This window comes from Frankia canadensis (assembly GCF_900197875.1).
Classification (GTDB): Bacteria; Actinomycetota; Actinomycetes; order Frankiales; family Frankiaceae; genus Frankia; species Frankia canadensis.
The window spans coordinates 1-14,385 of the sequence record NZ_FZMO01000084.1; the positions used below are offsets into that span (position 1 = coordinate 1).

The 14,385-nt window shown below is 69.6% G+C and carries 7 protein-coding genes and 2 pseudogenes; 5 read left to right on the forward strand and 4 right to left on the reverse strand.

The features are described from left to right. Together C1A33_RS08995 and C1A33_RS09000 are read left to right on the forward strand one after the other, a co-directional pair. A partial coding sequence (locus tag C1A33_RS08995) for a transposase (protein WP_207770228.1) occupies window positions 1–427 on the forward strand: 427 nt, incomplete at its 5' end. 76 nt (window positions 428–503) lie between these two features. Then, window positions 504–1,148 (forward strand): DUF6928 family protein, encoded by a 645-nt coding sequence (locus C1A33_RS09000; RefSeq protein ID WP_101831065.1) that lies wholly within the window; start codon window positions 504–506, stop codon window positions 1,146–1,148. Between the two features lie 79 nt (window positions 1,149–1,227). Here C1A33_RS09000 and C1A33_RS09005 read toward each other — a convergent pair whose 3' ends face one another. Beyond that, on the reverse strand, window positions 1,228–2,202 hold the full coding sequence (locus C1A33_RS09005; RefSeq protein WP_101831066.1) for a quinone oxidoreductase family protein: 975 nt from the start codon (window positions 2,200–2,202) through the stop codon (window positions 1,228–1,230). 138 nt (window positions 2,203–2,340) lie between these two features. Between C1A33_RS09005 and C1A33_RS09010 the strand changes: the two genes are divergently transcribed. Then, a complete protein-coding gene (locus C1A33_RS09010; RefSeq protein WP_101831067.1) occupies window positions 2,341–2,973 on the forward strand; it encodes a TetR/AcrR family transcriptional regulator in 633 nt (210 codons plus the stop codon). 30 nt (window positions 2,974–3,003) lie between these two features. Here the strand turns inward: C1A33_RS09010 and C1A33_RS37850 are convergent. Beyond that, window positions 3,004–3,425 (reverse strand): annotated as a pseudogene (locus tag C1A33_RS37850) (DUF6980 family protein). Window positions 3,426–3,773: 348 nt separating this feature from the next. On the opposite strand from C1A33_RS37850, the pseudogene C1A33_RS09020 reads away from it, so the two are divergent. After that, window positions 3,774–3,941: pseudogene (locus C1A33_RS09020) on the forward strand (ISAzo13-like element transposase-related protein); the annotation flags it as partial. On the opposite strand, the gene C1A33_RS09025 reads toward C1A33_RS09020, so the two are convergent. After that, entirely contained in the window at window positions 3,941–5,677 is a 1,737-nt protein-coding gene (locus tag C1A33_RS09025; protein ID WP_101831068.1) for an SEL1-like repeat protein, read from the reverse strand. The pseudogene C1A33_RS09020 and the gene C1A33_RS09025 overlap by 1 nt on opposite strands. A 572-nt stretch (window positions 5,678–6,249) precedes the next feature. Then, window positions 6,250–12,339, reverse strand: coding sequence for a DNRLRE domain-containing protein (locus tag C1A33_RS37385; RefSeq protein WP_279354601.1), 6,090 nt, complete (start codon window positions 12,337–12,339; stop codon window positions 6,250–6,252). An 839-nt stretch (window positions 12,340–13,178) separates the two neighbouring features. On the opposite strand from C1A33_RS37385, the gene C1A33_RS09035 reads away from it, so the two are divergent. Continuing rightward, a partial coding sequence (locus tag C1A33_RS09035) for a lytic transglycosylase domain-containing protein (protein WP_243407340.1) occupies window positions 13,179–14,385 on the forward strand: 1,207 nt, incomplete at its 3' end.

The following is a 14,385-nucleotide window of genomic DNA, read 5'->3' on the forward strand; positions in this document are numbered from 1 at the left end:
GACCGGATGGCACCCCGCCGCCCGGCGACCCGCAGCGAATCGAGACATCATGGGACGCCCCACCCGCTACTCCCCCGCCTTCCGCACGCACGCTGTGGCCGAGGTCCGTCGCATCCGGCCGCAGTACCCCTCGGAATGGGCGACGATCCAGACCGTCGCCGCCGCCCTCGCCGTCAGCGCCGAGACGCTGCGCCTCTGGCTGCGACAGGCCGAACCGCCAGCCGAGCGCGGCCGGGCCGACGTCCGCCGTCAGGATGCGGAGATCCGCCGCCTCGCCCGCGAGAACAGCCAGCTGAAACGGGCAATCGACCTCCTGCGCCGCACCGGCCCCGCCCCGCGGGACGCCGGGCCCGCGAAGCCCGGATCCCCGATCGCGAGCACCCCGATACCCGCGCTCCTCCACCACCTCGACCAGCTGCTCGGCTGATCTCACCGGGCGTGAAATGTCGGAGGCTGCCGGTACGGTGTCCGAAACCTGCTGTCCAACACGGAAAGGGGCCTTGGTGGGCGCCAAAGACTCGATGCTGTTCTACGCCGACGGCGGCGATGTTCGGCAGATCCTGCGATCCGCCCCCGCCATCGATCGCGACGCCACCCAGGCGCTGGTGGAGCGTCTGCACCCCGGCCGGCGCGTCGTCGAGATCGGCGACGGCACGCTGCTCGACCACGCCTACCCGCCCGAGGGCTACCTCTACGCCGCCTGTTTCCCAGGCCTGACGGTGATCTGCACCCAGGACCTCACAGTCGACGACCGGCCCTCACGCCTCGGTGGCACGTTCCGCGCCGAGGCCCGCGGGCGCACCCTCTACCTGCACACCATGCTGAGCACCGTGGACTGGTTCGCCTACGCCATCTGGGACGCCGACGGCACCCTGCGCCGCGCGCTCAGCGTGGACCCGGACTCGGGAATCCTCGAGAACACCGGCACGCCGCTGCCCTTCGAGGCCGACTACTGGGCCGGCCGGCGCCCCGTGGAGATCGACGAGGACGACCCCGACCCGTCCTACCCGCTGCCGTTCCACCCGCTGGAGATGGCCGAGGACGCCCTGCGCGCGTTGTTCGGCTTCATCTACGAGGGCTACGTCGAGGACGACGACCCCGATCTGGACGAGATCGTCCTCGCCGGCTACCGCCTCGCGCACCACTGACCTCGCAGCCCCCGCGGACCGGCGGCCCGCCTGCTGTCTGCGGCCATCGACCCGTGGTCCGTGGGCCGTGCTGATCAGATCAGGGGTCGATCAGGACGCGGCCGAGGTTGGCGCGTGCTTCGAGCAGGTGATGCGCGGCGACCGCGTCCGTCAGGGGGAACCGGGCGTGCACGGTGGTACGCAGCCGGCCGTCCATCAAGAGTTCGGTGGCCTCGGTGATGTCCTGGCGGGCCTGCTCCGGGCGGGCGGCGCGCCAGGCGAGCAGCGAGAAACCGGTCACCGAGACGAGCCGGAACAGGCTCGTAACCTGCAGATCCGCGTCGACTCCGCCGGCGAGGCCGTAGACGACCGTCCGGCCCAGCGGGGCGAGCAGGTCGACGCCGCGCCGCAGCGTCTGCCCGCCGACCGAGTCGAGGATCAGGTCGACACCGCCCGGCGCGGCGGCGCGCACCCGCTGCGGCCAGTCGTCCTCGGTGTAGAGGACGCCGACATCGGCGCCGAGGGAACGGGCGAAGTCGAGTTTGGCGGCCGAGCTGGCGGCCGCGATCACCGTGCCGGCGCCGAGAAGCTTCGCGGCCTGCACCGCGAGGTGCCCGATGCCACCGGCGGCGGCGTGGACGAGCACGGTGTCGCCGGGGCCAAGCCGGCCGAGGCGCAGCAGGCGCAGGGCGATCGGGGCGCCCATCGGGAGCATGCTGGCGGCGCCGTCGTCGAGGCCGTCCGGCACGGGGGCGAGCCAGGCGGCGTCCGCCAGGACCTGGTCGGCGAACGCGTCCTCGGTGAGCGCGGCCACCCGCCGCCCGAGCAGGCCCGGGTCGGCGTCCGGGCCGACGGCATCCACGGTGCCGACGACCTCGCCGGTGATCGTACCGGGCAGCGGCCTGGTGAACAGCGAACCCGCCGCCGGACCGCGGCGCAGCTTGGTGTCCACGAAGTTCGCCCCGATCACCTCCGCACGCAGGCGCACCTGGCCCGGGCCGGGCTCGGGCGGATCGGTCTCCTCGATCGTCAGGACCTCGGGTTCGCCGTAGGCGTGGTAGCGGACTCGACGCATGTCGCTCTCCGGGTAGGGTCGACGGAACTGGACTACCGGTCAGGTTGACCGTACTGGACCGCTGGTCCAGTTGTCCACGGTGTGGTGTGTCCATCGACCTGTGCGGGTCGACCCGCGGCGCCGTGCGGAAGGAGGGCGATGACGCCGGAACGGGGCGAGCGGGCGGACGCGGCGCGCAACCGACGCGCCATTCTGGCCGCCACCGAGGAGCTGCTGGCCACGCTGGGGCCCGAGCAGGTCTCGATGGAGCGGATCGCGGCCGCGGCCGGGGTGGGCAAGGGGACGGTGTTCCACCGTTTCGGCAGCCGCAACGGCCTGTTCCTGGCCCTGATGCAGGAGCGCGCCTACGCGCTGGAGGACGCGGTGCGCACCGCGCCACCGCCGCTCGGCCCCGGCGCGCCTCCCCGCGAGCGTCTGCTCGCCTTCGTGACCGCCATCGCCACCGTCGTCGGCCGCAACAAGGGCCTGATGGCCGCCCTCGGCATCGCCATCACCTCAACCTCGGCCGCCCCGGCCTCGACGCCCTCGGGTGCCTGCCACCCGGACACCCCGCCGGGCGAGCGGCCGGTCTACGACTTCTGGCACAGCCACACCAGCGAGCTGCTCGCCGCTGGCCGCCCCGACCTCGACGCCGACCTTCTCGCGCACATCCTCCTCGGCGCACTGCAGAGCGAGCCCATCCTGCGCCTGCTCCGCGAGGGTGCACAGGACCGCCTCGCCGCCGCCCTGCGCACCGTCGCGGCCTCCCTCCTCGACGGCCCTCCCCCGTGACCGCCGGGGCGGGCCTCATGGAGCACCTGCCTACGGTTTTCTTCCGCGCAGCCAGCTTTCGTCCTCGAACTCGACGGGCACCCCGTCCTCGCCCAGGTCGATCCCACGTCGCACCAGGGCCCTGTGCCACTCGCCACGCCTGGACTTCGGCAGCCTGGCCCCACACCAGGGGCAATGCCTGATCTCAATCCAGGACCCTCCCCGTCATGGATCCGGATCCCGTACTCCTGATACTTCGGGGAAAAGCCGATCAACAAATCCGGGCAGTCCGCAGGATCCTCATGCCCATCGCCGCAGGCGAACGTCACCTGCTCATGCAGACGGCGACAACAGTGCGGCCCGGATCGACCAATCGGTCCCACTCCCCGCCGACCCGACGCATTTTCCCGCGAAACACTCTGATCACATCGCCCCGAGCGACAGCTGTTGTCATCCACCAGCATCCCGATCATCAATGATCGCCCGATCACTCACGTCACTCCTGACGCTCAGCCTCAGGCAACGGCTGCTCCTCACTGCTGCTGCTATTCATGCCGACGTTACCGTCATTCGTGGCACCGGGCATGAGGCGGCGGCCGGCCTCGCCGTAGTAGTCGACCGCGGTGGGCCGCGCTACAGGCTGGCGTCGACGATGCCGCTCCATTCCCACATCCGAACCCGCCGACATCACGGCCGCCAGGGCCAGCTGCCAGCCCCCCTCAGAGCCCGCGCCACACCGCCGCCGGCGGCGGGAACGAACTCGACGATTCAGCTGAGGTCGTGGCTGAGTGTGCTGTTCAGGCCGGGTGTGCGGCGGGTGGGAACCAGGGGCCGGTCCCGACCGTGATGCCCAGTTCCGTCACCTGAACGCCACCGCGGCCGGGTTCCTGGCTGCCGGCGACCCGGTGATCAGTGTCGACACGAAGAAGAAGGAGCTGGTCGGGCGCTTCACTCAGGCGGGACGGGAGTGGCACCCTGAAGGGGCCCCTCACCACCAGGGATCTGAGAATCGTCCGTCTGGGTCGAGTCCGAACCGCAGCAAGTTCTCCCAGCGTGGATCCTTGTGGCCCTCAGCGAGCTCCCGGAGCGCCCTCGTGTCGCCCGCGTCTGTGACTAGCAATGCGAGTCGCTCCCCTCCGTCGGGGTCCTCCCCTTTCCCTCGAAACAATGCAAGATGCCATAGAATTCTGGTGTCGCCGGATTCGGCGGCCTGGCGGGCGATATCCTCGGCTTCGTCGGGGTCTCCGGCTTCCTCTCGTAGGCGCGCAAGATCCCAGAAGCCGTCGGAGTTTCCGGCGTCTTTGGCCTGACGGTAGTACTGTTCCGCGCCAGCCAGGTCTCCCTCCCTTTCGAGCATCCAGCCGAGGCTTCTCATCGCCTCAGAATTTCCGGCGTCGCATGCCAGGAGATAAAGTTCCTTGCCGCTGGCATAGTTGTCGTCGTTTGCGCGCATCCGGCCCAGGTGCCACAATGGATCGGAATCTCCGGATTCGACGGCCTGGCGGGCGATTTCTTCAGCTCCGTCGGGGTCTCCGACTTTCTCTCGTATCCGCGAAAGATCATAGGAAGTGTTGGGGTCTCCCGCAGCTCCGACCTCCCGGTACAGAGATTCCGCCCCATCGAGATCATCGGCATCCTCTCGGAAGATGGCCAGCTTCCGCATGACAGCCGATTTACCGGAACGTAGCGCCTGACGGGCGAACTGTTCGGCGCCAGCGCGATCGCCGGCCTCTTCGCGTAGGCGTGCGAGGTCCCAGAGAGCGTACGTGTCGCCGGTGTCCAGAGCCCGCCGATATAGTCGCTCGGCGCTCTCGCCATCCCCGGCTCTTTCCCGCATCAACGCCAGTGAGATCAACGGTCCGGCATCGCCGGAATCGGCGGCCCGCTGAGCGACCTGTTCGGCTCCATCGGGATCCCCGGCTTCTTCGTATAGACGCGTCACCTCGCCGAGCGCGTCCTCGTCACCGGCGTCCGCCGCCTGGAGGTAGAGGTTTTTCGCACCGTCGACGTCGCCGGCCTTCTCGCGAAGTTCGGCAAGGTGGCTCAACGCCTGGGGGCTCCCCGCCGCCGCGGCCTGGAGGTAGAGGTTCTTCGCACCGTCGACGTCCCCGGCCTCCTCACGAAGCCGCGCCAGGTCCCACCACGCCTCGGCACTGCCGGCATTCCCAGCCCGCCGGTAAAGCTGATCAGCGTACCGTAGCCTCAGGCGGCTCGCAGCGGATCGACCCATGGCACGCAGATCTTCGGCGGTCTGAGCGTGACGGCTGACCGCTTCCCAGAACCCAGCGGGTGGAACATAGTAGCAACGAGCGCGGAGGATATCTTCATCGGGACAGTCGCCCGGGTGGTAACTGGTGCTTGAGGGTGCGGGAACCGACGGCGGGAACTGGCCGTCTGGCTGCTGATCCGCACGCTCGCACACCGCCCTGGAAACAGCCTTGATCAACTCATGGTCGTCGCCGACCTGAAACTCGTCGGCCAGCAGAGCGGCGGCGGTGTCCGCAAGCAGAGCGATCGGTATTGGACTGCTATAGCCGAGGCGACGGAGGTCCAGCGTCGCGATACGTGCCGCGTGCTGCGCCAAACCCTCCCGACGCAGGATCGAGTCTCTCTCCTCGCGCGACGAGTTCTCGTACTCCGCGATGATCCGCTGCTGCTCCGCACTGCTGAACCCGCGGCGCGGCGCGGAGGACCCGGCCGAACCCGCCTGCGGCTCTGGCTCCATGCACACAAAAATCTCCGATCACGCTCCTGTGGCCAGGGTACACCGAGCAGACATATCACCCAGGTCTGCCCCAGACTGGGCCTGGGGTGAGCTCGACCGGAGGCGCAGTGCTGGGCTTGCATCCAACATGTTCCCTCGGGCCGCCCCACACTGACCTGAGCCTTTCAACGCATCCGGCGCTCCAACAACGCGCGCGGTGCGGTCGGGCGCGCCACGTCGAGCCAGGCGCAGATCTCTAATCCTCCGACAGCGTACCCATCTACGCGAACCCTTGACAGCCTCGTTCGCTCCCAGACCTGGATTGGATGCCGGACCGGGAGGAAGCTGGAGAGCGCCTTGTCAAGGCAAAGCTCGCCAGCCCCCTCCCACCCTGAGCCAAAAGTTGATCAATCCCAGTTATGGTGCGAACTCAGCTACCACAGGGCGCGGGCGACCTGATTGGCGACCTTTCTTCTTCGAAATATCGACGAAACAGACCCCCACGCCCTTGGCGGTAAAATGTGTACTTCAGGAAGTCATCTTCGTAAACCCGTACGGCCTACTGATGGAAAACGGGCTATCTCTCGACAGCCCTACCATCTGATTTTGTGCCCTTTGCCGGGCTTGTATATTTCTCCGGTCTCCGGGTCTGCGCTTCCGAGGTGGTTTCCCTTAGAATCCCACACTTCGACATCCCCATGAAGATTGTCCCACTGATAGTACCGTCTAGCTTTTCCGTTCTTTCCATTGTATCGTACGGAGTTCTTGTATACTTTCAAGCTCTTCCAGAAAGGAGAGCTGGCCGGAGGCGCTGCCTCGACTCTACCATTATCGGATTTCTTCGCGAAGACAATTTGCTTGCCTACTCGGTACACCACGTAGGCGCCGACCACGCCGACTACGGCCCAGCCCGCAGGGTTCCACCAGTCAGCGACGGCGAATCCAACTAGCCCTGCAACCAGTGCGAAGCGGCCGTCGAGGTCGAACGAGTTGTAGGGGTCCTGGTGGGCGTAGTCGTAGGGGTTGTCGGAGCCGCCGGGGATGGGGTCGGTCTGGAGGAAGCGGCCGGTGGTGGGGTTGTAGAGGCGGGCTCCCATGAGGATGACACCGGAGAGGGTGTCGTGGGAGCGTTGCTGGCTACCGAGCCAGCCATAGCGGGGATAGGCGGTGGCGGGGGTGTAGGGCTTGCCGAACTCGTTGGATTCCTGGAACGAGCTGGTGGAGCTGGCGGTGGTGGTGTCGGGGGCGGTGGCGACGATGTCGCCGTGGATGTTGGCGAGCTGGATGGTGACGGTGCCGGTGTTGTCCTGGAGGGCGGCGAGGCCGCCGCCGATGCCGTGGATGTTGCGGGTCCAGGTGGTGGAGCTGTCGGCGATCCAGGCGGGGCTGTCAGCGGTGTCGCCGGTGTAGTGGTTCGTCGACGTGGTCGAGCCCTGGGTCCAGGAGCGGACGCGGCGGGCGGGGTCGAGGGTGTAGGTGCGGGTGGTCGATCCGGCGGTTTCGGAGGCGACCATGTCATCGGCGGCGTAGCCGACGGTGAGCGCGGTCCCGCCGGCGTCGGCGGCGGAGACGGTGGTTGTGCGGCCGAACAGGTCGTAGGTGTAGCCGGAGTCGGTCTGCCGGTCGGCCTGGTCGTAGCTGTGGGTGAGGGTGTAGGTGGGGGTGGTCGAGGTGCTGCAGGTCGCCCCGGGGGCGTTGGTACCGGCGTCGGGGTAGGAGGTCTCGGCGGTGCGGTTGGAGTCGAGGTCGTAGGCGTAGCGCCGAGAGGTGCAGGTCTGGGCGCCGCTCGCGGCGCGGACGTCGCGGGCGAGGGTGAGGCGGCCGGAGGGGTCGTAGAGGTACTCGATGCCCTGGTTCGGGGTGCCGACGATGCGGCCCTGGCCGTTGATGTTGTCGATCTCGCTGTAGCCGAGCCAGATCGTCCCGGACTTGGCGTAGGTCAGCGCGGTGGGGCTGGCCGTGTTGTCGTACTGGCTGGTCGCGACCAGGCCGTTCGGATACGTCTCGGTCGCGACCTTGCCGTCACCGTTGTAGGTCGCGGTGAACGTGGACGGTGCCGAGCCGGCACCGACGTTCAGCGAGGTGACGACGCCGCGGTGTTCGGTGCTGCCGTCGTAGGTGTAGGTGTAGACGCCCTTGCCGTCGTTGACGGTCGACGTCTGGCCGTCGATGTCGTAGCCGGTCGATGTGGTGTTGCCGTCGGCGTCGGTCTGGGAGGTGACCAGGCCCCACGTGTCGTAGCCGGTGGTCAGGGTGATCCCGCCGGCGGTGGTCGTCGTCGGCTGGCCGTTGTCGGGGCTGTAGCCGTAGGTCGCCGTCGGCACCGTGGCGCCACCGTCGGCCGCGGGGCTCACGGCGACACCCGCCGATGTCTTGCGACCGGCCGTGTCGTAGGCGGTGGTCGTCGTCCTGGTCGTGGAGTTGACCGTCTCGACCGCGGTCAGCGGCTCGTTGAGGTTGTTGTAGGTATAGGTCGTTGCTGGTAGCGGGTTCCCCGAGGTCGGCTGCGCCGCGGGGGCTTCGCGGCAGGCCAGGCCCGCCCACGAGGCGTTGACGCAGCTCCCCGTGCCGGTCGGGGTGAAGTAGGAGGTGACCGTGGTGAAGGCGTCGGTGCCGGCGGCGTTCGCCTTCGGCTGGTGGACCTCCACCGGCTGCCCGGCCAGGTTGTAGTAGCTCGTACGGACGACGTCCGGATCCGAGCCACCCATCCAGGTCGTCACAACCGTCGGCTTGCGCAGCGTCCAGCCGGACGTCGCCGCGTCCCCGCCGGTCTTCGCCTCGTAGCCGCTGATGACCTTGCGGGTGTCAGTGTCGGCGCTGCCGTCGTAGGCGGACGTCGTCACCGTCGTCGGCAGGTGGTAAATGGCACCGCCGCCCGGCGCGCCCTGGTCGTAGTCGGTGTGGGTGTGCAGCCGCGCCGAGGTGCGGGTTCCGCCGTTGGTGACGTACCGGTGCTTCGGCCCGTACGAGTCGACGGGCACCACCCCGTCCGACGACCAGCTGATGTCGGTGTCCAGGAGCTGGGCGCGGGCAGCGGAGTCGGTGAGCGCGGCCACCGTCGGGTCCGTGTCCGCGGTCGGCGACAATGCCTGGTCGCGGTTCTCGGCGGACAGCGTGCGGATGACGTTGCCGCGGGCGTCATGTTCGGTGGTCGTGACCTGCCAGGCGCCGGCGCCGTAGGACGCGGCGTTGACCTCGCGGCCGTTCGCGTCCATGTAGGTCAGGTCGGCGTAGGGCCAGTCGGACGCGCCCGGCGGCGAGGATGGCACGTGGCTCGCGGGGAACACGGCCGTCACGAAGAACGGCAGGTCCTGCTGGCCCCAGGTGCCCACCGCCGCCGGCGACATGTCGACAGGCGCGGAGCCGCCGGTCAGCGGGATGTCGTAGACGATGCTCTGCGTGGCGTTGCCGGCGCCGCCGGGCCGGGCCCGGGTCAGGCTGATCAGCCGGCCGTAGCTGTCGTAGTTGAAGTTCCAGGTCTCCTGGCCGGGCGGGATGTAGCCCTGGACCCGGTTCTCGGCGCTGTACCAGTAGAGCGTCGCCAGATGGCCGCCACCAGCCGTGTCGAGGCGCGGGTCGTACTCCTCACGCAGCCGTCCGGTGGTGTCGAATTTGTAGCGGGCCACCTCGACCGGGGCGGCGCCGTTGAGCGACATCGAGATCGAGCTGATCCGCCCGGTGTAGTCACCCCAGGTCGCCGGATCGCCGCCATCGGCGGTCGCCGTGGTCGACGTCGCGTAGCTGATCGTCAGCGCCCGGCAGCCGGCGCCGAGGGTGCCGGTGCAGGTCACGCCGGCGGGGACGGGGGCGAGGATGCGGGTGGTGCGACCCTGGGCGTCGACCGTGAAGGTGGAGGTGTTGGCGTTGCCGGGTTCCATCACCCGGTCGTCGACCCAGATCGTGGTGCCGCCGACGGTCGCCGTGTTCCAGGTCGTCCGGGTGCCGTCGACCTCGGTGAGGGTGAACTGGGTGGCGGAGTCCTTGGTCAGGGTCGAGCCGTCGGCGGCGGTGTCGGCGACGCCGGCGTAGTGGTACGGGTAGCTGCCGGAGCCGACCCGGGTGTAGACGGCCGGGGCGCCCTCGGCGGAGGTCAGCGTGACGTAGCCGCCGGAGTCGGTGTTGTCGGTCAGCGTGCGGTTCGCCGAGCCCGACGACGGGCCGGGAATGTTCGACGTCCACCCCGGGCCGAACACGCCCGCCGGGGTCGACGTCGCGCCCGGCGGCGTCAGGGTCGTCAGGGTTCGGCCGACGGCCAGGGTGCCGATGTAGGTCGGCAACGACACATCCGTCGCGGAGACGGCGAAGTCGCCGGTCAGCGGGGCCAGCGTGCCGGGGCCGACCTTCGTGGTGGCGTTCGTGTCGCTGAAGGCGTTGATCGTGTATTGGAAGGTCGTCGCCGCGGTGCAGGTGATCGTGCCGCCGGAGGTGGCGAAACACGCCTGGACCTGGACCGGGCCGTCGTTGCCACCGAAGGTCGTCGGCAGGCTCCAGACCTGGTTGTCGAACAGCCCGGAGCTGTTGCGGGACACCGGCCAGGTCGGGTGCGAGGTCGTTCCCTGGATGGTCACCGCGCCTGTCGGCACGTCCAGCCAGGGCAGGCTGGGGTCGGTGCCCTTGCGGTAGTGGTAGGCGACCGAGACCTGGCTGCTCGGCGCCTCACCACGAAGGGTGACGAATCGCTGGGCGCGCGACTGCGGTTCGGGCGAGGCGAGCGCGCCGGTGCCGACGCCGAACTTGTACGTGACGACCGGCGAGAGGTTGCCGGCCTTGTCCACCGTGCGGAGGTAGAAGGTGTGCAGGCCGGCGGTCGGGGTGAGCGTCGCGCTCGCGGTCCCGGTCGTCGACGTGGACGGGGACGGTTCGTCGAGGCCGTAGAGGAAGCTCGCCGTGTCCCCACCGGGCGATGTCCACGACACCGTGCCGGACGTCGTGCCCGACCAGCCACCGGACGGCCAGGCCGTCGAGGTCAGCGCAGTGGGTGCGGACGGCGCCGTGGTGTCGATGGTGAACGGGATCCACGACGACCAGGCCGTCGAGTAGTCCGTGCCGTCGAAGGCCCGGGACCGCCACTCGTAGCTGGTGCCGTTCGTGAGCAGCCCGGCCGGGACCGTCCAGGAGCCCTGGGTGTTCTGGACGATGAAGTCGGTGGAACCCCCGGTGATCTTGGTGGTGCCGGCGGAATCCCAGACCTCGAAGTCCATCCGGACGGTGCCGCCGTCGTCGTCCGTGGTGTAGCCGCTGAGCGTCGGAGACGTCGCGTTCGTGATCACCGTCGGCGGGGTGCCGCCGCACTGGGCCGAGCAGGGGCTGGTGAAGCGGCCGGCGATCGTCGTCGGGTACGAGTTGTAGGTGGTGGAGATGTGGGGGGCGAGGGGCGTGTCGCCGGAGTAGAAGTACTTGAACTGGTTGGCGTCCGTCTCGCTCGGGGCGCGGATGGTCAGCGTCTCCGGCGCGGGGAAGCCGTTGTGCGCCCAGGCGTCGACGAGACCGGTGATGTCGATGTTCGTGCCACCCGAGCCGGTGCACGAGCCGCCGTTGTTGAAGGTGGCGGTGCCCCAGGTGATCCCGTCGCTGCTCGGCTGGGTATTCCAGGTGGTGCCGGCACCCATGCCGCCCGCGCCCTGGACGATCGTCGGCTCGACGGTGCAGGTCGCCGAGCCCTCCTGCCACAGGTTCAGCACGGCCGAGGTGACGTGCCGGCCCTTGATCGCCGAGTCGTCGAAGCTGAGGAACGACCGGTTGACCGCCGCGCCGAGGTAGTTCCCGACCCGGAGCTGGTCGCTCGTGTCGTAGTTCGTCGTCGGGTTGGCGTTGTTGACGTCGGTGTCGAGGTTGTCGGCGAGGGTCGCGGCTGGGTCGATCGTCACCGGGTACCGGCGGGCCGGGTCGGTCAGCCAGCCCTTGTCCGGCTTCAGCGCCAGAGTCGGCGCCGCGGAGGTGCCCTCCAGGGCTGCGTCGACGCCGTGGGTGTGATCGGGCAGCTTGGCCTTCGGGTCGACGTGGGAATCCCACATCAACGGAGCCGGCGAACGCGCCGTCACCTTCCCGCCGGCAGACAGGCGCAGCTCGCCCGACGCCTCGCGGGCCGCGGTGAGGCCCTTGAGGCGCATCGGCAGACGCAGCGCCGCCTGCGCGGCGGCCGGGGTGCGGGCCACGATCCGCACGTCGTAACCGGTCGCGACGACCTTCACGACCAGGTCCGTGTCGGCTGACACATCGTGGTAGGTCGCCGTGTCGCCCTTGAGCTCGGGGGCCGGCAGAGCGGTCGGCCAGCCGAAGGCGACCTCGCGGGTGCCGTCGACCAGGGTCGCCACGTCCCCGGCCGACTTCCCACCCGCGGACAGCACGATGCCCGCCTTGGCCACCTTGGGCGTGACCTTGCCATCGGCGAGGACCAGGGTCGGATCGACGTCCGCCCAGCCGTCCCCGCGGCGCACCCGCCGGATCCCGGAGTAGGAGTCGACGGTGATCGTCCCGTCCGGGTTGACGAACGTCGACGTCGATTCGGAACGGGCGTCCGTCACCTCGATCCGCCGCTTCTCCGCGTGCGCCGCGAGCTGCGCGGAGACCAGATCAGGACGCTCGGCCGGCCCGGTGGCGGCCGGGGGGTCCTGGCCGCCGGCGCCCGCCGGAGCGGCCTGGGCCGGACTTCGCCCGGCCGGGACGAACTGGACGATTGTCACGGCCAGCGCCGCAACCAGCAGGAGCGTGAGTAGACGGGTGAATGACCAGCCAGAACGCACGGGAGAAGCCCGCATCACACCAACTCCGATCCACCGGAAACGAAGGGTTCCGCACGCGGTAATGGGCGCGGCCGCCGAGGGGAACGGCAGACCGCGCCGAGCACCGAAAATGACAGCGGTGTGGATCGCGGTACAGCGTCGATGCCAGCAATTGCTTTGCTGTAGAGCTGCGCAGCGTGACGGGACACCGATCCAGATCCCCCGCGACGACTACTCTCCGCAGGAAGACCGGCAGTCTGACCGGCACATCGAAGCGGTGCGTGAAGAAACCCGCGCAGATGTACAGCACACCTGTAACTAACAGTACCGATTGTGATCTGGGACACTCAGTGGGGTGTTACCGTGACGCAACATGGCGGCCCCTGGGCGTTGATTTCTTCACCATCAGCCCAACGTCGGACACGTATAGCGACGCCAAATCGATCACGTCCTGTAGGAAGCCCGTCATTGATCGTTATGGGCAGTAGGGAACTTCTTTGTCGAATGGGATGACAGGCCGCTCTCGGTCATGCCACAGTGCTTCCCCGGGACACCATCTGGATCGCACGGCGATGTGCGGTCGTCTCGGCCACCGCTTCTGTGACGACCGTCGTCGATGAATGGCCTGGTCATTCATCGGGCGGCGTTCTTCGCGCGCCCACTTCGGCGCCGCGCGAACGGCAGTCCGTATCCACGCGAGGGTATTGAGGGAGGCATTCGGCATGAGCCGGCATCGGCGAGCCCCCACTCGTCGCGCACGCCACCGTGCGGATCCGGACCCCGGGGGTCGTCATCGCCCCGTGGTCCGGGCACCGCGCTCCACCGGCGTCCTCGCCGCCCTACCGATGATCGGCCTGCTCGCGGTCCTGTGCCTGACGCCCGGCGCCGTGGCCCACACGGCGACCACGACCGCGACGGCGGCCGGGGTGTCAGAGACGGGCACTCCCCCGGGGACGCAGGCACATCCGCCCACGCGCGACTACGACCTCGACCTGCCCCCGCTGCAGCCCGCCGTCCAGCCGACGCCGCCCGAGACGCCGGCAGGCACACCCACCCCGGCGGCGTCGCCGGCCAGCCCCTCCCCCTCGACGGGGTCACCGACGGTGGTGCTGCGCGCGGCGGACCGGCGGATCCCCGACCGGATGCTGACCGCGTACCACCGCGCCCAGGCCCGCCTCGCCGCCGAGCGGCCCGCCTGCCACCTGCGCTGGGAGCTGCTCGCCGGCATCGGCCGGGTCGAGTCCGGCCACGCCCACGGCCGGGCCGTCACCGCCGACGGCACGCTGACCAGCCGGATCCTGGGACCCGTCCTCGACGGCCGCGACGGTCGCGCCCTGATCCGCGACACCGACGACGGGCGGCTCGACACCGACACCCAGCTCGACCGGGCCGTCGGACCCATGCAGTTCATCCCCACCACCTGGGCCGCGCTCGGCCGCGACGGCTCCGGCGACGGCCGCGCCGACCCGAACAACGTCGACGACGCCGCCCTCACCGCCGCCACCTACCTCTGCCTCGGCGGCCGGGACCTCACCGTCACCGCGGACCTGCACGCCGCGATCTACAGCTACAACCCGTCCGCGAGCTACCTGCGCGCGGTCCTCGCCTGGACGGCCGGCTACACCGTCACCGGCGTCGTTCCCGGCCCCATGACGATCACCGCCGCGACCCGGCCGCCGGCCGGACCGCCCGCCCGCGCCACGCCGTCCCCCACCGGCCCTGCGCCGGCTGGCGCCAACGGAGACCGCACTCCGGAAGACGACGTCGCACCGACCGAGACGTCATCCGGTTCCCCGGCACCGCCCGGCACCCCTGCGCCGCCCAGTCCGAACCGGTCGCCGGACCGTCCGCACCAGACCGGGCGCGGCGAGTCCCCCGCCTCGCCGACGACGACGCCCCGCTCCCCGGTCGCCAGCCCGACGCGGCCCGAGCCCGCGGCCATGCCCGCCTCGCCCAGCGGCCCCCTCCTTGTCATCTCCATGACGCCCGCCGACGGCACCGGATCCC